The organism is Synechococcus sp. M16.1 (genome assembly GCF_014279895.1).
In the GTDB taxonomy this organism is placed as follows: Bacteria; Cyanobacteriota; Cyanobacteriia; order PCC-6307; family Cyanobiaceae; genus Parasynechococcus.
Genome location: NZ_CP047954.1, coordinates 53,024 through 72,918 on the forward strand (window position 1 = coordinate 53,024; position 19,895 = coordinate 72,918).

17 protein-coding genes are annotated in these 19,895 nt (G+C 65.5%); 7 read left to right on the forward strand and 10 right to left on the reverse strand.

Annotation, left to right across the window (positions count from 1 at the left end; all coding sequences use genetic code 11):
• Positions 1 to 26 precede the first annotated feature (26 nt).
• The 5 genes from SynM161_RS00300 to tig form a co-directional block, all read right to left on the reverse strand.
• Entirely contained in the window at positions 27 to 1,913 is a 1,887-nt protein-coding gene (locus SynM161_RS00300; protein WP_186541627.1) for a DNA polymerase III subunit gamma/tau, read from the reverse strand.
• Positions 1,914 to 1,936: 23 nt separating this feature from the next.
• Positions 1,937 to 2,575, reverse strand: coding sequence for a lecithin retinol acyltransferase family protein (locus SynM161_RS00305; RefSeq protein WP_186541628.1), 639 nt, complete (start codon positions 2,573 to 2,575; stop codon positions 1,937 to 1,939).
• Positions 2,576 to 2,579: 4 nt separating this feature from the next.
• On the reverse strand, positions 2,580 to 3,929 hold the full coding sequence (gene clpX / locus SynM161_RS00310) for an ATP-dependent protease ATP-binding subunit ClpX (protein WP_186541629.1): 1,350 nt from the start codon (positions 3,927 to 3,929) through the stop codon (positions 2,580 to 2,582).
• Positions 3,930 to 4,019: 90 nt separating this feature from the next.
• Positions 4,020 to 4,694, reverse strand: coding sequence for an ATP-dependent Clp endopeptidase proteolytic subunit ClpP (gene clpP, locus SynM161_RS00315; protein ID WP_186541630.1), 675 nt, complete (start codon positions 4,692 to 4,694; stop codon positions 4,020 to 4,022).
• Positions 4,695 to 4,737: 43 nt separating this feature from the next.
• Positions 4,738 to 6,147: a trigger factor gene (gene tig / locus SynM161_RS00320; RefSeq protein ID WP_186541631.1), complete on the reverse strand. Its 1,410-nt coding sequence runs from the start codon at positions 6,145 to 6,147 to the stop codon at positions 4,738 to 4,740.
• A 157-nt stretch (positions 6,148 to 6,304) separates the two neighbouring features.
• On the opposite strand from tig, the gene SynM161_RS00325 reads away from it, so the two are divergent.
• The 3 genes from SynM161_RS00325 to SynM161_RS00335 are packed head-to-tail and all read left to right on the forward strand — an operon-like array spanning position 6,305 to position 10,327.
• Positions 6,305 to 7,327, forward strand: a complete 1,023-nt coding sequence (locus SynM161_RS00325; RefSeq protein ID WP_186541632.1) for an aspartate-semialdehyde dehydrogenase — start codon at positions 6,305 to 6,307, stop codon at positions 7,325 to 7,327.
• Positions 7,327 to 8,235 carry a 4-hydroxy-tetrahydrodipicolinate synthase gene (gene dapA / locus SynM161_RS00330; RefSeq protein WP_186541633.1) on the forward strand — a complete coding sequence of 303 codons (909 nt, stop codon included), beginning with the start codon at positions 7,327 to 7,329 and terminating at the stop codon, positions 8,233 to 8,235. The genes SynM161_RS00325 and dapA overlap by 1 nt, the downstream gene beginning before the upstream one ends.
• 52 nt (positions 8,236 to 8,287) lie before the next feature.
• Entirely contained in the window at positions 8,288 to 10,327 is a 2,040-nt protein-coding gene (locus SynM161_RS00335) for a ribonuclease J (RefSeq protein WP_186541634.1), read from the forward strand.
• Here the strand turns inward: SynM161_RS00335 and SynM161_RS00340 are convergent.
• The 3 genes from SynM161_RS00340 to holA form a co-directional block, all read right to left on the reverse strand.
• Positions 10,313 to 10,924 carry a hypothetical protein gene (locus SynM161_RS00340; protein WP_186541635.1) on the reverse strand — a complete coding sequence of 204 codons (612 nt, stop codon included), beginning with the start codon at positions 10,922 to 10,924 and terminating at the stop codon, positions 10,313 to 10,315. The genes SynM161_RS00335 and SynM161_RS00340 overlap by 15 nt on opposite strands.
• A 191-nt stretch (positions 10,925 to 11,115) precedes the next feature.
• Positions 11,116 to 12,921 (reverse strand): aspartate kinase, encoded by a 1,806-nt coding sequence (locus tag SynM161_RS00345; RefSeq protein WP_186541636.1) that lies wholly within the window; start codon positions 12,919 to 12,921, stop codon positions 11,116 to 11,118.
• A 47-nt stretch (positions 12,922 to 12,968) separates the two neighbouring features.
• Positions 12,969 to 13,934 (reverse strand): DNA polymerase III subunit delta, encoded by a 966-nt coding sequence (gene holA, locus SynM161_RS00350; RefSeq protein ID WP_186541637.1) that lies wholly within the window; start codon positions 13,932 to 13,934, stop codon positions 12,969 to 12,971.
• A gap of 9 nt (positions 13,935 to 13,943) precedes the next feature.
• Between holA and SynM161_RS00355 the strand changes: the two genes are divergently transcribed.
• On the forward strand, positions 13,944 to 14,591 hold the full coding sequence (locus SynM161_RS00355; RefSeq protein WP_186542309.1) for a precorrin-8X methylmutase: 648 nt from the start codon (positions 13,944 to 13,946) through the stop codon (positions 14,589 to 14,591).
• On the opposite strand, the gene tilS is transcribed toward SynM161_RS00355, so the two are convergent.
• A complete protein-coding gene (tilS, locus tag SynM161_RS00360) occupies positions 14,539 to 15,543 on the reverse strand; it encodes a tRNA lysidine(34) synthetase TilS (protein WP_255441819.1) in 1,005 nt (334 codons plus the stop codon). The genes SynM161_RS00355 and tilS overlap by 53 nt on opposite strands.
• A gap of 35 nt (positions 15,544 to 15,578) precedes the next feature.
• Here tilS and SynM161_RS00365 point away from each other — a divergent pair, with 35 nt between their 5' ends.
• From SynM161_RS00365 to ribH, 3 genes are all read left to right on the forward strand, one after another.
• Positions 15,579 to 16,337: a DUF561 domain-containing protein gene (locus tag SynM161_RS00365; protein WP_186541638.1), complete on the forward strand. Its 759-nt coding sequence runs from the start codon at positions 15,579 to 15,581 to the stop codon at positions 16,335 to 16,337.
• Positions 16,338 to 16,450: 113 nt separating this feature from the next.
• The gene (psbZ, locus tag SynM161_RS00370) at positions 16,451 to 16,639 is read left to right on the forward strand and encodes a photosystem II reaction center protein PsbZ (RefSeq protein WP_006850156.1); all 189 of its coding nucleotides are present in this window, start codon (positions 16,451 to 16,453) and stop codon (positions 16,637 to 16,639) included.
• Positions 16,640 to 16,702: 63 nt separating this feature from the next.
• Positions 16,703 to 17,185 (forward strand): 6,7-dimethyl-8-ribityllumazine synthase, encoded by a 483-nt coding sequence (ribH, locus tag SynM161_RS00375; RefSeq protein ID WP_115009674.1) that lies wholly within the window; start codon positions 16,703 to 16,705, stop codon positions 17,183 to 17,185.
• Between the two features lie 4 nt (positions 17,186 to 17,189).
• Here the strand turns inward: ribH and mutS are convergent, their stop codons facing one another.
• Positions 17,190 to 19,895: a DNA mismatch repair protein MutS gene (gene mutS / locus SynM161_RS00380; protein ID WP_186541639.1), complete on the reverse strand. Its 2,706-nt coding sequence runs from the start codon at positions 19,893 to 19,895 to the stop codon at positions 17,190 to 17,192.

A 19,895-nucleotide genomic window follows, 5' to 3' on the forward strand; every position in this document is an offset into this window, starting at 1 on the left:
GCGAGGGTCGTTGAATCGACGTTCACTCAGTTGACGTCGTCAACGTCGAGCACCTGACCGTTGAAGAAGTCCGCCAGGTTGCGGGCCTGACGATCCAGGCCTGAGGGAGGACTGGGTTGAGGGTTGGGTTCTGCTGGTGCAGCTGCCGGGTTGGCGTCCAATGGTTTGGCTTGGGTGTGCGGCAGTTCTGGCGCTGGCACCGGAGCTGACGCTGGTGTTGCTGAGGGTGCCGGCGTTGGGGCCGGTGCGGGAGTTGGGGGCTCGACCGCTGCTGGGGCTGTTGCGACCGGGGCAGTCCCGACCGGCGTGGTTGTGATGGCCGGTGCGATCGGGGGGGTGGTGGTCGGTGGAGTGATTGATGGGGGTGTGACCGGGGCTGTTGCCAGCGGAGGTGGCATGGCGCTGTTGCTGGCCTCCAGCACCAGCTGCCGCGAGCCTCCAAGCGCTTTGGCCACGGCCTGTTCCAGCAGGGATGCTCGGCTCTGCACCATCCCCATCCAGTTGCCTGCCACCTGCACAACGGCACGGTTGGCATCAAGGCGCACCAGTTGGGCCTGCTGCGACAGCAGCATCCGGGTGGAGGGCAATTCGAGGCTGCCCAGGATCTGCTGCCAGAGCTCGGGCAGGTTGGTGCTGGCTGCCGGTGCAGGGGTGGACACCGTTGGCAGTTCTGGTGATGGCGCAGGGGCAGGTTTTGGGCTGGGGGCGGGCGCCTCGATTGCAGGGGTTGCTGCAGGGGCTGCGGTGGAAGGCGTGGGCGCAGGAGGGGCGACTGGTGTTGTCGGTGGGCTTGCTGTTGCTGCCGGTTGCGTTGTTGCTGGTTCCGCCAGCAACCCCAAAAGCAGCACTTCCAGCCAGAGGCGCGGCTGCACGCTTTGGCGCAGCTGTTGCTCGGTGCCGCGCAGTTGCGCCTGCCATTGCAGCAAGCGGGCCCTGCCGATGGTCTTGGCGAGGGCGGGCAGCTGCTCGCGGAACTGGGGCGACACACTGGTGAGTTCCAGTCGCTCCGGAGCGGCGGCCATCAGCACCAGATCGCGCAGCATTCCGGCAAGACCCTGCAGCACGGCCCCGGGATCCCGGCCCCGGTCCAGCAGGTTGCGGGTGGCCTCCAGCAGCTGCACAGGTTCGGCGCTGCTCATGGCCCCCACCAGTTCCAACAGCTCCTGTTCGGGGACTGCCCCCAGCAGATCCCACACCGCAGCGGCTTCGATCGGCGGCGGCAGCAGGCTCAGCTGATCCAGCAGGCTTTCCGCATCCCGCAGGCCTCCCTGGGACCGCTGGGCCACCACATGAATGGCCTCAGGCTTGATTTCGATCGCTTCCTGTTCGGCGATCCAGCTCAGATGATTGTTGAGGGCATCCAGAGGAATGCGCCTGAAATCAAAGCGTTGACAACGGCTCAGGATCGTCGGTAGCACCCGTTGCGGGTCAGTGGTGGCGAGCACGAACACCACCTGCGGCGGCGGCTCCTCCAGGGTTTTCAGCAGGGCGTTGAAGGCTGCGGTGGAGAGCATGTGGCACTCGTCTACCACGTACACCTTCCAGCGGGCCTGCACCGGTGCGAAGCGGGAGCGTTCGATCAGCTCTCGGATGTTGTCGACGCCGGTGTTGGAGGCCGCATCGATCTCGATCACATCGAGGGCGGTGCCGGCGGCGATTGTGGTGCAGAGCTCGCAGGTGCCGCAGGGTTCTGGGGTGGGCCCTTCGCTGTTCAGGCAATTGAGCGAGCGGGCCAGGATGCGAGCGCTGGAGGTTTTGCCGGTGCCGCGGGGGCCACTGAACAGATAGGCCGGTGCAATCCGGTTGCTGGTGAGGGCGTGGCCCAGGGTGGCGGCGATCGCCTCCTGCCCCACCAGCTGATCAAAGCGCTGGGGCCGGTATTTGTGATGCAGCGGCTGGTAGGCCGAACTCATGCGCCGCGAGCGTTGAGAGGAGATTACTCAGATGATTCGGAGCCTGGAAGGGCGGGGTGCTGCTGGAGCAGGGCATCAATCCGCTGTTTCAGGTCTTCGACGGCGGCCAGTTCATCGGCCAGGCTCTGGCCCGTGAGCAACAGCCGGCGATCGGTTCCCTCTCCCGCCCGTTCCAGCAGACCCTCCAACTTGTGCAGCAGCGAGAGGCGCAGGCGTTCCAGCTTCTCCACACCCCGCCTGGCCATGGCACGGCCGTCGTCATCGAGCAGGCCCCGTTGCACCAGGAGCTCCAGGCCCCGCATCAGCGCCGAAGGCATCAGCCCGCTCCAGTGACGGGCGCGCTCCAGCACGGAGTCCACCTGGCCACTGCGATGACGTCCGGTTTTGCACCAGTTGGCGAAGTGCTCGCAGTTGTTGAACAGCAGGTTGTAGTCCTGTTCCCCCAGGCGCCCCATGGCCCGGCGCAGGGTCACACCAGGCGGAGACGCCTCGACGTAGTTGATCACCCGCAACGGTTCCCCTTGGCTGAAATCCTCCAAGGGAGTGCGCAGGATTTCACGCCCTTCCAGATAGTGGGCGACGGTTCCGTCCCCGAGGTCGATGCCGTGGTGGTTGAACAGGCCGTGCTGCCGCGGCACCTCCAGGTGGTCAGCGGCAGCCAAGACTTCAGGCGGTCTTTTGTTGTTCCGTGCCAGGCAGGGGCAGCACCTTGCCACCGGTGTGTTCTTCCACCATCGCCCGGGTGACGGTGAACTCCTTCACCGATGTCTGCGATGGCAGGTCGTACATCAGGTCCAGCATCAGCTCCTCAACGATGCCGCGCAGGGCGCGGGCACCGGTCTTGCGCCGGTGAGCCTCCTGGGCAATCGCCTCGATGGCGTCATCGGCGAACTGCAGTTGCACGTTGTCCATGCTCAGCAGGGTGCGGAACTGCTTCACCAGAGCATCACGGGGTTCGGTGAGGATCGATTGCAGGGCGCTTTCGTCCAGGGGCTCCAGCACGGCGCTCACCGGCATCCGGCCGATGAATTCGGGGATCAGGCCGTAGCGCACCAGATCATCCGGCTCCAGGTGCCGCAGCACTTGGGCGGCCTGAAGGTCGCGGTTGGCGCGGCTGCGTCCACGGCCCTCGCTGGGCATGAAGCCGATGGCATTGCGGCCCATGCGTTTCTGCACCACGTCGTCCAGGCCGACGAAGGCACCACCGCAGATGAACAGGATCTGGCTGGTGTCGATCTGGATGCAGTCCTGATAGGGGTGCTTGCGCCCGCCCTGGGGTGGCACGTTGGCCACCGTGCCCTCCAGCATTTTCAGCAGGGCCTGCTGGACACCTTCGCCCGAAACGTCCCTTGTGATCGACGGGTTCTCGCTCTTGCGGGCGATCTTGTCGATTTCATCGATGTAGATGATTCCCCGCTGGGCCTGGTCCACATCCATATCGGCCTTCTGCAGCAGCCGCAGCAGGATGTTTTCCACGTCCTCACCCACGTAGCCCGCTTCGGTGAGGGTGGTGGCATCGGCCACGGCGAAGGGCACGTCCAGCATTTCGGCCAGGGTCTGGGCCAACAGCGTCTTGCCGCAGCCGGTGGGTCCGATCAGCAGGATGTTGCTCTTGTGCAGCCGGGTTGCTGTTTCCTCGGTTTCACCCTGGCCATCCCCCTGCCAGGCCAGACGTTTGTAGTGGTTGTAGACCGCCACCGACATCACCTTCTTGGCCGCGTCCTGGCCGACCACCTGCTGATCCAGGAAGCTCTTGATGTCCTGCGGCCTTGGAATGGACGCCAGGGTCGGGGCCGGCTTGCTGCTCTTGCGGGCGGCTGGGGTGGCCTTTCGGCTCGGCTCGTGGCTGTGGCGTGGGTTGCCCTGCCCATCCACCAGCTCTTCATCCAGGATCTCGTTGCAGAGATCGATGCATTCGTCGCAGATGTAAACGCCAGGTCCTGCGATCAGCTTGCGCACCTGGTCCTGGGATTTCCCACAGAACGAACACTTCAGATGGGCGTCGAACTTGGCCATCGAACGCTGGGCACCACGCAGGAGAACAACTCAGGAATCAACCGATGGGGTCTCCCTGAACACACAGGATCGAGAACGGAAGGGCGTCTGTCAGCACTCCGTAATGATTCCTCCGTCCCCGGAACTGTCCACCACGCGATCGATCAGGCCGTATTCAACCGCTTCTGCCGGAGAAAGGAAGTAGTCGCGGTCGGTGTCTTCCGAGATCTTGTCGAGCGGCTGACCGGTGTGTTCTGCCATCAACCCGTTCAGGGTTTCCTTGAGATACAGGATTTCCTTCGCCTGGATCTCGATGTCCACCGCCTGCCCCTGGGCGCCACCGAGGGGTTGGTGAATCATGATCCGGGCATTTGGCAGGGCAAGACGCTTGCCTTTTGTGCCTCCGGAGAGCAGGAAGGCACCCATGCTGGCGGCGAGGCCGTAGCAGATGGTCACCACGTCAGGGGCGACCTGCTGCATGGTGTCGTAGATCGCCAGTCCAGCGGTGACCGACCCTCCCGGCGAGTTGATGTAGATCTGGATGTCCTTCTCTGGATCCTCGGCTTCGAGGAACAGCATCTGCGCCACCAGGGCGTCGGCGACGGCGTCATCCACGCCGGTGCCGAGGAAGATAATCCTCTCCCGCAGCAGGCGGGAGTAGATGTCGAAGGCGCGGTCGCCGCGACCGGACTGTTCCACAACCGTGGGCAGTGGCCCCGGTGCCGAGACGGGCATGGCGGCCCGCCAGCGGTTCTGGATGGGGTGGTGACTGCGGGCGTCGATCACGCGATCGGTATGCGGTGAAGTTGGGTCAATCTATGGGCGTTGCTCAGTCCTTGGCGTCCGCCTTGGACTTGCTTTTGGCCGCGGTCTTCTTGGCGGCGGGCTTTTTCTTGGCTGCAGCCTTGCTGTCATCCGCAGCCGGTGCCTTTTCGGTGAGGGTGCTGTTCTCCTCGAGCCAGCCCATCAGACGATCCTGCATCAGGTCATCCATCACGGCCTGACGCAGGCGCTCTGGATCGATCTTGGCGTCGGCGGAGAGCTCTTTCTTCACCTCCTTGACCTTGGCGTCCACGTCCTTGTCGTCGAGCTTGATGTCCTCCGCTTCAGCCAGGGCGGTGAGGGCAAAACTGCGGCGCAGACGCTCTTCAGCCTCGGGGCGGGAGTTCTGCATGAGGTTGCGCACCAGGTCGGGAGTGAACAGCGACTTCACATCCATGCCCTGCTGGGCGAACTGGGCTGCGGTTTGCTCCAGCAGGTTGCGGCTTTCCTGTTGGATCAGGGCTTCCGGCAGCTCCACCTCCAGCTGCTCCACCAGGGCGGCGACGAGGGCATCGCGGCGGTTGCTGGTCTGACGGCGTTCGGCGTCGTCCTTCAGCCGCTGCTCCAGGTCTTTGCGCAGGTCCGCCAGGGTTTCCTGTTCGCTGGCCTGCTTGGCGAATTCGTCATCCAGCTCGGGCAGTTCGCGGGTCTTGAGGTCCTTCAGTTCGATCTCGAAGGCGGCCTTGCGTCCGCGGGCGTCCTCCTTCGGGTAGTCGTCAGGGAACTGGCACTCCACGGTTTTGGTCTCGCCGACCTTCATGCCGATGACCCCTTCGATGAAGCCGGGGATCATCCGGCCGTTTTCCAGGTCCACATCCATCGAATCGGCACTGCCGCCCTCGATCTCGCTGCCGTCATCGCTGTAGGTGCCCTTGAAGCCGAGCACAGCGATGTCGCCGTTCTTGGCGGCACGGTCTTCCACCGGAACGACCGTGGCCATCTGCTTGCGGGAGTCCTCAAGCATCGCGTCGATCCGGGAGGCGTCGTAGGCGACGGTTTCAAATTCCGCCTTCAGGCCCTTGGTGGTTTTCAGCTTCGGCGTCGGTGCGACGTCAGCTTCCAGGGTGAAGGTGAGTTCTTTGCCGGGCTCAAAGCTCTCCAGTAGGCCGTCGAAACCACTGCTCAGATCAGGCTGACTAATCGGTTCCAGCGATTCCTGCTGGATGGCGTCACGCCAGGCGTTATCGATCAGCTTTTCCAGAGCCGTGGCTTTGATCCGCACGCCACCCAGCTGCTGCACCAGCACCGTGCGAGGCACCTTGCCCTTGCGGAAGCCCGGCAGGTTGATGCTGCGGCTCAGGTTGGTGATGGCGTCTTCGTAACTGGTCTTGCAGCGCTCCCCTGGAACGGTGACCGTCACCGCCAGACGGCTGCTGGGGCGGGCTTCGGTGGTCACCTTCAGGGCTGCAGCGCTCATGGGGGAAGGGAAAGGGCAGCCCAGCACTTTATGCAACCGGTGAATTCAGGCTGGATCGGTAAGCTGAGCGCGTCGCTCGATCGGCATCACGTTCTCTACGCAGTGATGTCGGATTTGAGAAACGACGGGTTTTCGTTCAGATCGTCCACTCCACCGCTTGTCCTCGACCCTCCCCAATCGCCCTCTCAACGTTGCAGTTCTCGGTGCCAGCGGTGCTGTTGGCCAGGAACTGCTGCTGCTGCTTGAAGAGCGCCATTTCCCCGTTGGTGAGCTAAAGCTGCTGGCGTCGGCTCGTTCGGCCGGCCAGACCCAAACCTGGAACGGCCGCACCCTCACGGTGGAAGAGGTTTCGGCCCAATCCTTCGAAGGGGTCGACTTGGTGCTGGCGTCAGCCGGTGGTTCTGTTTCCAAGCAGTGGCGCGAGGCGATCACCGCTGCCGGTGCGGTGATGGTGGATAACTCCAGTGCCTTCCGGATGGAGGAGGGTGTGCCGCTGGTGGTGCCCGAGGTCAATCCCGATGCGGCCTTCGCCCACAAGGGCGTGATCGCCAATCCGAACTGCACAACGATTCTGCTCACCCTGGCCTTGGCTCCTTTGGCGGCCGAGCGGGCGATGCGCCGGGTGGTGGTGAGCACCTATCAATCCGCCAGTGGTGCCGGTGCTCGGGCCATGGAAGAGCTGAAAAACCTGTCGCAGACGGTGCTCGATGGCGGCACTCCCAAAGGAGAGGTTCTGCCTTACTCCCTGGCGTTCAACCTCTTTCTGCACAACTCTCCCCTGCAGACCAACAGCTATTGCGAAGAGGAGATGAAGATGGTGAACGAGACCCGCAAAATCATGGGTCTGCCGGATCTGCGCTTCACCGCCACCTGCGTACGGGTGCCCGTGTTGCGGGCCCATTCCGAAGCGGTGAACGTCGAGTTCGAGTCTCCCTTCCCGGTTGATGAGGCACGTGAGCTGCTGGCGGCGGCCCCCGGTGTGGAGTTGATTGACGACCTGGCGGCGAACCGTTTCCCGATGCCCACGGATGTGACTGGTCGCGACCCGGTGGCGATCGGGCGGATCCGGCAGGACATCAGTGATGCCAATGCTCTGGAGCTCTGGCTGTGTGGGGACCAGATCCGCAAGGGAGCGGCGCTGAATGCTGTTCAGATCGCTGAACTATTGATTCAGAAGTGATGACCCAGGCCGCCACCCTCTCGCCAACGCCCTTCGGCCATGTGGTCACCGCGATGGTGACCCCCTTTGATGCCAGCGGTGCTGTGGATCTCAGCGTTGCCGCAAACCTGGCCCGGCATCTTGTGGACCAGGGATCCGATGGATTGCTGGTGTGCGGCACCACCGGTGAATCGCCGACCCTCAGCTGGGATGAGCAGTTGCAGCTGCTGCAAGCAGTGCGCGAGGCCGTGGGCGGTAACGTCAAGGTGTTGGCGGGCACGGGCAGCAACTGCACGGCCGAAGCAGTGGAGGCCACCAAGGAAGCGGCGGCGGCCGGCGCCGATGGCGCTCTCGTTGTGGTGCCCTACTACAACAAGCCTCCCCAGGAGGGTCTGGAGGCCCATTTCCGGGCCATCGCGGAAGCGGCACCTGAGCTGCCACTGATGCTGTACAACATCCCTGGCCGCACCGGCTGCAGCATCGCCCCGGCCACGGTGGCCCGGCTGATGGACTGCCCCAACGTGGTGAGTTTCAAGGCCGCCAGCGGCACCACGGAAGAGGTCACGGCCTTGCGGCTGGCCTGCGGTCCGCAGTTGGCGATCTACAGCGGTGACGACGGTCTCACTCTGCCGATGCTTGCTGTGGGTGCCGTGGGCGTGGTGAGTGTGGGCAGCCATGTGGCGGGCCCTGAGATCCGCGCCATGATCGAGGCCTATCTGAACGGCGATGGTGCCTCCGCACTCGCCCTGCACGACGCGTTGATTCCCCTGTTCAAGGCCCTGTTCGCCACCACCAATCCGATTCCCGTCAAGGCTGCCCTGGAACTCAATGGCTGGTCTGTCGGTGCGCCCCGTCCGCCCCTGTGCCCCCTCTCTGACGACATGAAACGTTCGCTCTCCACCGCCATGGCCGCCCTCCGTCAGACCTAGCCCGGTCCGGCTTATCGGCTCACGCAACCCGTTCTTTTACCCATCGTTTTCCATGGCCAACAACGCGCGATCCAGCAAGGGTCAGGAGCCCTGTCTTCGGGTGATTCCCCTGGGTGGTCTGCACGAGATCGGCAAGAACACCTGTGTGTTCGAGTACGGCGATGACCTGATGCTGGTGGATGCCGGTCTGGCCTTCCCCAGTGACGGCATGCACGGGGTGAATGTGGTGCTGCCCGACACCAGCTTCCTGCGCGAGAACCAGAAGCGGATCCGCGGCATGATCGTCACCCATGGTCATGAAGACCACATCGGTGGCATTGCCCACCACCTCAAGCACTTCAACATTCCGGTGATCTACGGGCCGCGGCTGGCCCTCTCGATGCTCACCGGCAAGATGGATGAGGCCGGTGTCCGCGACCGCACCACCCTGCAGACCGTCGGTCCGCGCGATGTGGTGAAGGTGGGTCAGCACTTCTCAGTGGAGTTCATCCGCAACACCCACTCGATGGCCGACAGCTTCTCGCTGGCCATCTCCACACCAGTGGGGACCGTGATCTTCACCGGTGACTTCAAGTTCGACCACACCCCGGTCGACGGCGAAAACTTCGACATGGCCCGCCTGGCTCACCACGGTGACAAGGGCGTCCTCTGTCTGTTCAGCGATTCCACCAACTCCGAGGTTCCTGGCTTCTGCCCGCCGGAGCGCTCAGTCTTCCCCAACCTGGATCGCCACATCGCCAATGCCGAAGGGCGAGTGATTGTCACCACCTTCGCCAGCTCGATTCATCGCGTGTCGATGATTCTGGAGCTGGCCCTGAAGAACGGCCGCAAGGTGGGGCTGCTGGGCCGCTCGATGCTCAACGTGATCGCCAAGGCGCGGGAACTGGGCTACATGCGCGCGCCGGATGAACTTTTTGTGCCGATCAAGCAGATCAACGATGTGCCCGATCGCGAAACCCTGCTGCTGATGACCGGTAGCCAAGGTGAGCCGCTGGCTGCCCTGAGCCGCATTTCCCGCGGTGAGCATCCCCAGGTGAAGGTGAAGACCACCGACACGATCATCTTCTCGGCCAGCCCGATCCCAGGAAACACGATTTCCGTGGTCAACACCATCGACAAGCTGATGATGCTGGGCGCCAAGGTCGTTTACGGGAAGGGCGAAGGCATCCATGTTTCCGGCCATGGCTTCCAGGAAGACCAGAAACTGATGCTGGCCCTCACCCGGCCCAAGTTCTTCGTGCCGGTGCACGGTGAGCACCGGATGCTGGTGCAGCACTCCCGCACCGGCCATGCGATGGGGGTTCCGGTCGACAACACTCTGATCATCGACAACGGTGATGTGGTGGAGCTCACCCCGGATTCGATCCGCAAAGGCAATGCCGTGAAGGCGGGCATCGAGCTACTGGATCAATCCCGCAACGGCATCGTTGATGCCCGGGTGCTGAAGGAACGCCAGCAGCTGGCGGAAGACGGCGTGGTGACAATCCTCTCTGCCATCAGCACCGATGGCGCCATGGTGGCTCCGCCGCGGGTGAATCTGCGGGGTGTGGTCACCACAGCTGATGCCCGCAAGATGTCGTTGTGGGTGGAGCGCGAAATCAAGTGGGTGCTTGAAAACCGCTGGAAGCAGCTCTGCCGTAACACCGGTGGTAAGGCACCGGAGGTGGACTGGATGGGTGTGCAGCGTGAAGTGGAGGTGGGCCTTGGCCGCCGGATGCGTCGTGAACTGCAGGTGGAGCCGCTGATCCTCTGTCTGGTGCAGCCGGCCCCTGGCGGCACACCGGTCTACAAGGGCCGTGCCGATGCTGAGCCCGATGACCGTCCGGCTCCCCGCGGTCGCGGTGGCCGTGGCGGTGGCTCTCCCTATGGCCGTCGCAACGGCGGTGGCGGTGGCACTCCCGCTCCAGTGCGGAACAACCAGGGCAACGGCCGGTCTGGCTCGGCAACCCCAGCCCCTGTGCGTGCTGCGTCGGCAACCGCAGTGGTGGAGAAAGTGGCTCCTCAACCGGTGGCTGAAAAGGCAGCCCCTGCTTCCCCGGAGCCGGAGATGCCTGCAGGCCGTACCCGTCGTCGTCGTTCAGCGGCCAGCTGATCGGACGAAGACCCCTTTGATCCTGTTAATCAGCCCCATCGGCTCTCCGGAGTCGGTGGGGTTTTTGATGTCGGGCTGGAGTTGAACGCGGAGCCATGAGTTCTCTAAGAGATCTTTGGCAGCAGGCTCCTGGGGTGTGGGGTCGACGGCGACGGGTAGCTCTTCTTCGCTGCGTGCTGGTTCCTGGTTCGCCATCTCCATCTCCACCTCGACGTTTGAACTGGCTTCCGGCGTGACCGTTGGCTCTGGTCTTGGGACCGGAGTGGGGGAGGGATCCGGAGTCGGCACGGCCCGGTGTTCCTCATCACTGGACAACCACGGCATTGCGGTGACCAGATCAGCCGTTGCAGGCCGGGCTTGATCGGCTTCCGTGCTCAGGAAGGGATCCCTGAGCAGGTCTGGGATGGCGCCGTTGGTTGCTGGCGTCGAACCTGCTCCGCTGGCGGTGTCTTCTGCTCGGCAGCGCTCCAGCCCCTGTTCCGCCAGGGCGGCGATGGTGGCGTCCACGTCACCCTGCAGCACCCGTTCGTAGGCGATGGCGGCTTGCTCCGGTTGCTGGAGCCCATGCAGTTGGATGTGACCCAGGAGCAACGACACCACCGCCCGCCAGCCCAAGATCAGGCCTGGGTCGTGCTCGTTCGATGGGCTTTGGAGTTGATCCCACAACGCTGAGGTGAGGGCCTATGGCCTCGGCGTACTCCCCGAGGCCATAGGCCCGTTCCGCGGCTTGGTAGTGCTGCTCGAAAACGGCGTTCACGCGTTGGGGGCAGTCCCCCCGTTGTAGACCGTTAGTCGGGGTCGTGCGGTGAAGCGGTGCCTTGGGCGGTGTGACGCTCCTCACCTCCCAGTCCGAATCCGGCGTGCACCACCTGGAGTGCCTGAACGCCAGCATCTTCGGCCACCACACAGCTGGTTCTGATTTCGCTGGTGGCGATCAGACCGATGTTGATGCCGGCGTCCGCCAGCGCACGGAACATCCGCCCCGCTGTGCCGGGCGTTGCCGGCATCCCCGCGCCCACAGCACTCACCCGGGCAATGGCCTCACCATCCTCCAGAGCGGCACCGGGCCACTGGGCCAGGAGGGGGGCCAGGGCCACATCGGCGCGGGCGCGGTCGTCCTTGCGCAGGATGAAGGTGATGTCGCGCGATCCGTCGTCGTGCTGACGCTCCGATTGAACGATTGCATCGAGGCTGATGCTGTTGTCCGCCAGGGCTGAACACAGCGCCGCTGCGGTGCCGGGTCGATCGGGCACGTGGCGAACACTGAGTTGCACCTGGTCGCGGTCGAGGGCGACGCCGCGCACTTCCGGCGCCCCGTTGCCGTTGTCGGTGGGATTGATGCGGATTTGCGAGTCCTCCAGGTCGAAGGCCTCCTGCACGGCTTGAACCGCCTTGCTGCCGGCGCCGGAATCAATCACGCAGCTCACCTTCACCTCACTGGTGGCGATCAGGCGGAGGTTGATGCCTTGCTGACACAGGCAGTTGAACAGGCCGGCGGCAATGCCAGGGCGCCCCATGATTCCGGCCCCGCTGATGCTCAGCTTCGTCAGCCCTGCTTCGGATGCCAGATCACCGCCCAGTTGATCCAGCACCTTCTGGCTTACAGCGCGGGCCAGCTCGAGATCCGCTTCGGCCACCGTGAAGGTGATGTCGTTGCTGCTGCCCTCATGGGTGGCCTGAATGATCAGGTCCACATTGATTCCCGCCTCGGAGAGGGTTTCAAACAGGCGTGCGGCAATCCCAGGCTGATCGGGAATGTCGGAAAGCGCGACCACGGCCTGTCCGTCCACTTCCTCCATCCCATCCACAGGACTGCCGAGCTCGAGGCCACTGCTGCTGATCGGACGGGCTGAACGGCTGGTGATCCGGGTGCCGGGGGCATCGCTCCAACTGGAGCGCACCACAAGGTTCACGCCGTAGTTACGGGCGATCTCAACGGCCCTGGGATGCAGCACGGAGGCCCCAAGGCTGGCGAGTTCCAGCATTTCGTCGCAGCTGATCGTCTCCATCAGCTGGGCATCGGACACCTTGCGCGGATCGGTGCTCAGAACACCCGGAACGTCGGTGTAGATCTCGCAGGCATCGGCACCCAGGGCCGCCGCCAGGGCGACAGCGGAGGTGTCGGAGCCCCCGCGCCCGAGGGTGGTGATTTCGTTGAGGCCATCGCTGCTGGTGCTGGTGCCCTGGAAACCGGCAACCACCACCACCTGGCCAGCCGCGAGGCGGTTGCGGATTCGGTCGGTGCGAATCCCGAGGATCCGGGCCCGGCCATGAGTCGATTCCGTGGCGATGCCCACCTGTGGACCGGTCATCGAGGTCGCACTGACCCCCTGGGCGTTCAAGGCCATCGCCAGCAAGGCGATCGACACCTGTTCGCCACTGGCCAGCAGCATGTCCATCTCCCGCTGGGTGGGGGCAGAGGTGATGGCGTTGGCCAGACCGGTCAATTCATCGGTGGTGTGGCCCATGGCGGAGACCACAACAACCACGTCGTGCCCCTCCTCCCGGCAACGTCCGATCCGATCAGCCACCGCCTTGATGCGTTCCACGCTGCCGACGGAGGTGCCCCCGAATTTCTGCACCAGGAGGGCCATGGACCGGGCTTCAGCAACGCTGGATTTTCTCACCTGGCGGGCAACGATCAGCCCAGCAGGCCGTCGCGGAAGGCGTCGCCCGGCTGAGCGCCGCGTTTCAGCCGGGCCTCCACCTCCAGTAGACGGCCCAGGAGTGAGAGAAAGCGCTTGGGCGGGCGGCCCTGCAGCTGCTTGCGCATCACGTAGATGCGTTTGGGGTTGCCGATCCCAGCGGCTTTGGCGATCACCGCCACATCCCGTTCCCCCTGCTGTTCCAGCAGGCTCACCCAGAGCCAGCCGCGGATCTGACCGGTGAGGGTGGCCACGATGCGCAGGGCTGGTTCCCCGGCTTCGATCAGGGCATCCCAGCGGGCGATCGCTTCGCCGGGGTTGCCCTCCAGCAGGGCATCGCCCACGGCCAGGGCGTTGGTGGAGCGTCCTCCCACCAGCTCCTGCACCCGTGCGGCGGAAATGCTGGTGTCCCGCAGGGAAAGCTTGCGCAGTTCCGATTCCAGTCGGGCGCTGTCGGTGCCGATGGCCTCCACCAGGGCATCGATGGCATCCGGCTCCACCTTCAGGCCCAGGGCCTCGGCCGTGCGTTGCACCAGCTGACGCTGGCCGTTGCCATCCCAGGCGGCCGGCAGCGGAAAGCTCTGTTCGTGATCGAGCCCGCTTTTGATGCGTTTCTGCAGGGCTTTGGTGGTGCGCAGGCGACCATCCGGTTTGGCCGGGTTCACCAGCACCAGGTGGCTGGTGTCGGGGATGAGCTCAACAGCGGCCTCAAACCGGTCAGCCAGCTCACTGGGGCAGCCATTGCAGAACGGACTGCGCTGCAGCAGCACCAGCCGTTCGCCCGTGGCGAAGGGAGGGGTACGGGCCTCCTCGAGGGCCTGTAGGGCCTGACCCGCATCGGACCCATCCAGGCGGCTGAGGTTGAGGCTGCTCCAGCTGGGGTCGACAAACTTGCCGATCAGGGCATCGATGGCCCGGTCCCGCGCAGCGGCGTCATCACCCCAGAGCAGATGGATCGGCATGGGTTGATGATGGCGTGGATGGCCCAAGACCACCCGATCTTCACCGAAAGCATCCGGCGGATCCGGGCGGCTCTGGGGGAGACGGGTCTGCCACCGCTGCAACAGCAGGTGCTGGAACGGCTGGTGCACAGCAGCGGCGATCTCTCGTTGGGAACACTGCTGCGGTTCAGCGAGGGAGCCTGTGAGCAGGGCTTGGCAGCGCTGAAGCAGGGTGCGCCGATCCTGACGGACACCGCGATGGCGGCGGCTGCGGTGGCCCCGATGGCCCAACGCACCCTTGGCAGTGCCGTGCACACGGTGCTGGAGTGGGCGCCTGAGGCAGCGCCGGCGGGTTCAACGCGCACTGCGGCGGGTATGGAGCAGGCTTGGCGCGCGCTCGCGCTGGTGTCACCGGCTCCGGTGGTGCTGATCGGCAGTGCGCCAACCGCCCTTGAGGTGTTGTTGCAGCAGGTGGCCGCTGGTGCTCCAGCCCCCAGCCTGGTGATCGGCATGCCGGTGGGTTTTGTGGGGGTGGCGGAAAGCAAGAAGCATCTGGCGGCCAGTGGCCTGGCCCAGATCCGTTTGGAGAGCAGCAGGGGTGGAGCGGGTCTGGTGGCCGCGGCGGTTAATGCTCTGCTGCGCGCTGCTGCAGCACCAGCTCCGCCCCTTTCCAGCTGAGGTGCCAGCCCCCGGCAAGATCGGCCGCACCGCCGGGGGCGCCGCTTTCAAGTCGCCGGCTGAGTTCGTCCAGTTGGCTGGACGGCAGGGCTGTCACCCCATGCTGTTGCAGCCACTGCGCCAGCAGCAGCCGGCGTGTGGCTGGGCTCAACGCCCCCAGGCCGCGGCGGTCCAGGCCGGTAGCGGTTTTCAGAAGCTCCAGCGCCATCCGGCTGAGTTCCGTCTGACTGTCCCGCACCTGGGACACCCGTTCGGCCAGATTGCTCATCCGCTGCGTGCTGCCGGGATGCAACGCCTCCAGCACCGGCAGCACCTCCTGGCGGATCCGGTTGCGCGCGAACTCCGGGGATTGGTTGCTGGGGTCCTCCCAGATCGGCAGGGCGAGGTCTTGGCAGATCTGGAGGGTGTCACGGCGCTGCAGGTGCAGCAGTGGCCGGCGCAGGAGGGGCCCTTCAGGGCTGAGGCGGCGGACGCTGGGCAGGGCCGCCAGGCAGGCCATGTCGCTGCCGCGGGCCAGCTGCAGCAGCATCGTTTCGGCCCGGTCGCTGGCGGTGTGGCCGGTCACCACATCGGCGCCGGCCTCGCGGGCCCGCTGTTCGAGCTGGGCGTAGCGCCACTGGCGGGCCGTGGCTTCGCTGGGCACCTGGCCTACCGCGGCCTGATCCACCTGCAGGGGGAGCTGCCGCTGCTGGCACCAGCTGCTCAGTTCCGCGGCGATTCGGCTGGAGCGGTCGTGCCAGCCGTGATCGCCGTGCCACAGGCTCAGGCTCCAGCCGTGCATGGGCGCCAGATCCTGCAGCAACGCCAGCAGGGCCATGGAGTCCTGTCCGCCGGACACCGCCAGCAGCAGAGCGCTGCCCTGGGGCAGCAGCTGCGGCTGCATCAGCAGGCGCCGGTGCAGGAGGTCATGCCAGGACGTCCAGCGCAAAAAGGAGAGGTGCGTTTCCCCCACGGTGTGAGAATCAGGGCATCGCTGTCCAGTCCCCCATGACCCGTCTTCAGCAGCTGCCCGTTTCTCTGCAGCGCAGCCTTGAGCAGCGCTCTGCGCTCAAGGTGATCGCTGGCCTGATGAATTTCGATGCCGCCAGTGTGGAACGGGTCGCCCGTGCCGCCGGGTGTGGCGGTGCTGATCTGATCGACGTGGCCTGCGACCCCGCCCTGGTGCGTCTGGCGATCGAAGCCTCCGGTGGCGTGCCCGTGTGCGTGTCGTCGGTGGAGCCTGAGCAGTTCCCCGCGGCGGTGGAAGCCGGTGCGCTGATGGTGGAGATCGGCAACTACGACGCCTTCTATCCCCAGGGTCGGATCTTTGATGCGGCTGAGGTGCTGGAGCTCACCCGCCGCACCCGCCAACTGCTGCCCAGCGTGGTGTTGAGCGTCACCGTGCCCCACGTGTTGCCGATGGATGAGCAGGAGCAGCTGGCCATCGATCTGGTGGCTGCCGGTGCCGACCTGATCCAAACCGAGGGCGGCACCAGTGCCAAGCCCTTCAGTCCTGGCCACCTCGGCCTGATTGAGAAGGCTGCCCCCACCCTGGCGGCGGCCCACAGCATCAGCCGCGCCGTCGATGTGCCCGTTCTCTGTGCCTCGGGTCTTTCGGCGGTGACGCTGCCGATGGCCATCGCTGCCGGTGCGGCCGGTGTGGGCGTCGGTTCTGCCGTGAATCGCCTGCAGGACGAGCTGGCGATGGTGGCGGTGGTGCGTGGTCTGCGTGATGCCCTCGGCAGCGCTGTTACGACCCGCGTCTGACCCTGAATCTGCGCTGAGCGGAGGCCTCTTCCCCTTCATGGTGTGAAGAGTGCTCCGCTCGCTCGCGGGAGCAACAGCTCTCGTGTGAAAATCGACTCCTGACTTCCAGCTCCATGCAGTTCATCAACACGCTGACCGTTCTGGCCCTGGTGGTGGCGTCCTTCGCTTTGATCGTTGCGGTGCCGGTGCTGTACGCCTCCAGCGAGGACAGCGGCCGCTCCAACCGTCTGATCCTGCTGGGCAGTGCTGTGTGGGTGGCGCTGGTGCTGCTGAACTGGGGTGTGAGCTTCTTTGTCGTCTGAGCTCAGCCTCAGGCAGAACCTGGCGGGTGCCACGATGGCTGAGATTCAGTCGGCACCTTCCCAATGGCCACGTTTGAAGGACGTTTCTCTGACGCAGCCGGGCTGCGCGTCGGCATCGTCGTGGCCCGTTTCAATGATCTGGTCACCGCCAAGCTGCTGAGCGGCTGTCTCGACTGCCTCAAGCGCCATGGCGTGGATGTGTCGGAGACCAGCTCCCAGCTGGACGTGGCCTGGGTGCCGGGGTCGTTCGAACTGCCGATCGTGGCCCAGCAGATGGCCCGCTCAGGTCAGTACCAGGTGCTGATCACCCTGGGGGCGGTGATCCGCGGCGACACGCCCCATTTCGATGTGGTGGTGGCGGAGGCCAGCAAAGGCGTTGCAGCGGTGGCGCGCGACACCTCCGTGCCGGTGATCTTCGGCGTGTTGACCACCGACACAATGCAGCAGGCGCTGGAGCGGGCGGGCATCAAGAGCAATCTCGGCTGGAGCTACGGCCTGGAAGCCCTCGAGATGGGCAGCCTGATGCGGGCCTTGCCATCGGCTTGATGCTTCAGGCCGCCAACTGATCCAGCACCTGACGGGCCCGTTGCACCACGGGCTTGGGAACGCCGGCCAGGCGTGCCGCTTCGATGCCGTAGCTGCGGCTGGCGCCGCCGGCCTGCACCTGATGGAGGAACACCAGATCCTCACCGGTTTCCTCCACCAGCACCTGGAAGTTGGCCACGTTGTCGCGCTCGGAGGCCAGATTGTTGAGCTCGTGATAGTGGGTGGCGAACACCGTGCGGCTGCCCAGGTCGCCGGCCAGGTGCTCGCTCACGGCCCAGGCGATCGAGAGGCCATCGAAGGTGGCGGTGCCCCGCCCGATCTCATCGAGCAGCACCAGGGAACGATCGCTGGCGTGGTGAAGGATGTTGGCGGTTTCGGCCATCTCCACCATGAAGGTGGACTGGCCGGCGGCCAGATCATCCACGGCACCCACCCGGGTGAAGATCCGATCGGCGATGCCGACCGTGGCGGATCGGGCCGGCACCCAGCTGCCAATCTGCGCCATCAGTTGGATCAGGCCGATCTGGCGTAGGTAGCAGCTCTTGCCACTGGCGTTGGGGCCCGTGAGCACCACCAGATCGGTGCCCTCACCCAGCTGCACATCATTGGGGGTGAAGGCAGTTTCCACCAGCCGCTGCTCCACCACCGGATGGCGGCTGGCCTCCAGCTGCAGCCCCCGACTGTCGGTGATGGTCGGGGCGCAGTAGCCGCCGCTGGCGGCCACATCGGCCAGGCCGGTGAGGGCATCGAGGGCAGCAACGGCGCGGGCCGCTTGGCGGATCGGGGCGGCCATGGCCCCCACCTGTTCCCGGAGCTGGCAGAACAGCTCATATTCCCGCTGGCAGGCCCGGGCCCGCAGTTGGAAGATGCGGCCCTCCCGCTCCTTGAGATCCGGGGTGATGAAGCGTTCCTCATTGGCCAGGGTCTGGCGCCGGATCCAGTGGTCCGGCACGGCGGTGGCCTTGGCTTTGCTCACCGCCAGGAAATAGCCGAAGGTGCGGTGGTGCTGCAGCTTCAGGGTGCTGATGCCACTGCGTTGGCGCTCCTGCTGCTCCTGGTGGCTGAGCCAAGCGTCCTGATCGTCCAGCTGGTTGCGCAGACCATCCAGCAGCGGGTCGACGCCGTCATGGATCAGCTCGCCCTCGGAGAGGGAGAGCGGTGGCGCCTCCACCAGCTCGTGGCGAATCGTCCGGGCCAGCTCCGCCAGGGCTGGATCGGGGCTGAGCAGCTGCTGCAGCCACTCCGGCCCTGTACTGATCGCAGAGTCCAGCCGAGCGGTGAGCTGCGGCAACCGTTCCAGGCCATCGGCGATGGCCACCAGATCGCGGGCACCGGCATGGCCCGCTCCGGCCCGGCCGGCCAGCCGCTCCAGGTCGCCCATCGGCCGCAGCAGCTGGCGGATCGCCAGCCGCAGGCTGCGGTCACCCACCAGGCGGCTCACCAGATCCTGGCGCTGCTGAATGGCCTGGCGGTCCATCAACGGTGCTTCCAGCCAGCGGCGCAGGCAACGGCCGCCCATGGCGGTGAGCGTGCGATCGATCGCCCAGAGCAACGACCCCTGCAACTGGTTGTCGCGCTGGGTGGCGGTGAGCTCCAGGTTGCGGCGGGTCTGGGCATCCAGCACCAGGGCATCGCCGCGGTGCACGATCGCCGGCACCTCCAGGGGGATGCGGCTGTCCTCCTCCAGGGGCTGGGTGTCCTGCAGGTAGCGCAGCAGGCCACCGAGGGCCTGCAGGGCCAGGGGGTGCTCCGGCAGGCCGAGGCCATCGAGGCTGCTGATGCCGTAGTGCTGCTGCAGGGTGCGCTCCGCTTCCACTGGGCTGAAGGGGGTGCTGGCCATCGGCGTGAGCCGCAACCGTTCTGGGCACCAGGCCGGCCGCTCAGCATCGAGGGCGGCGGCCCAGAGCAGTTCAGAGGCCTCCTGCTGGGCCAGCTGCTGGTGCAGGGCGCTGCTGTCGTCCCGTTGCATCACCTGCACCTCGCCGGTGCTCACATCGGCGCTGGCCAGGCCCCAGCGCAGCGGTTGCTTGCCCTGGGCCGGCTCCACCACCACCGCCGCCAGCCAGTTGTTGCGGCGGGCGCTGAGCATGCCCTCCTCCAACACGGTGCCTGGGGTCAGCACCCGGGTGATGTCCCGCTTGAGCAGGGCACCCTTGGTGGGGGTGGTTTCGAGTTGATCGCAAAGGGCCACGCTGTAGCCCTGCTTGATCAGTTCGGCGCAGTAGCGCTCAGCGGCGTGGTGGGGGATGCCCGCCATCGGCACCCGCCCGATCGCTTTGCCGCCTTCCTTGCCGGTGAGGGTGAGCTCCAGCACCCGGGAGAGTTCGATGGCGTCTTCGAAGAAGCACTCGAAGAAGTCGCCCAGGCGGTAGAGCAGCACCCGTTCTGGATGGGCCGCTTTGAGCTCCACGTAGTGGCGCAGCATCGGTGTGAGCTGCAGCGGGTCCAGCTGGCTGTGGTGGGCCCAGGCCGGTTCGTCGCTGCTGGGATCTGAATCGTTTGCAGCCGGGGCTTCGCGGCTGGTCTCGCTTGTCGTGGCCTGTCGCTGGCGGGGCCGGGCGGCGGCATCGGCGCCGAGTTCGTCGTCGCTGAGATCGTGGATGGCCGTCTCCGGTTCGCTGCTGGGTGCAGTCGGTGTAGCCGGCTCCGGCGCCCCGAACAGATTGCCCTGCAGGGCGTCGTCAGGGGACTGGGACGCGGACCGGGGCAT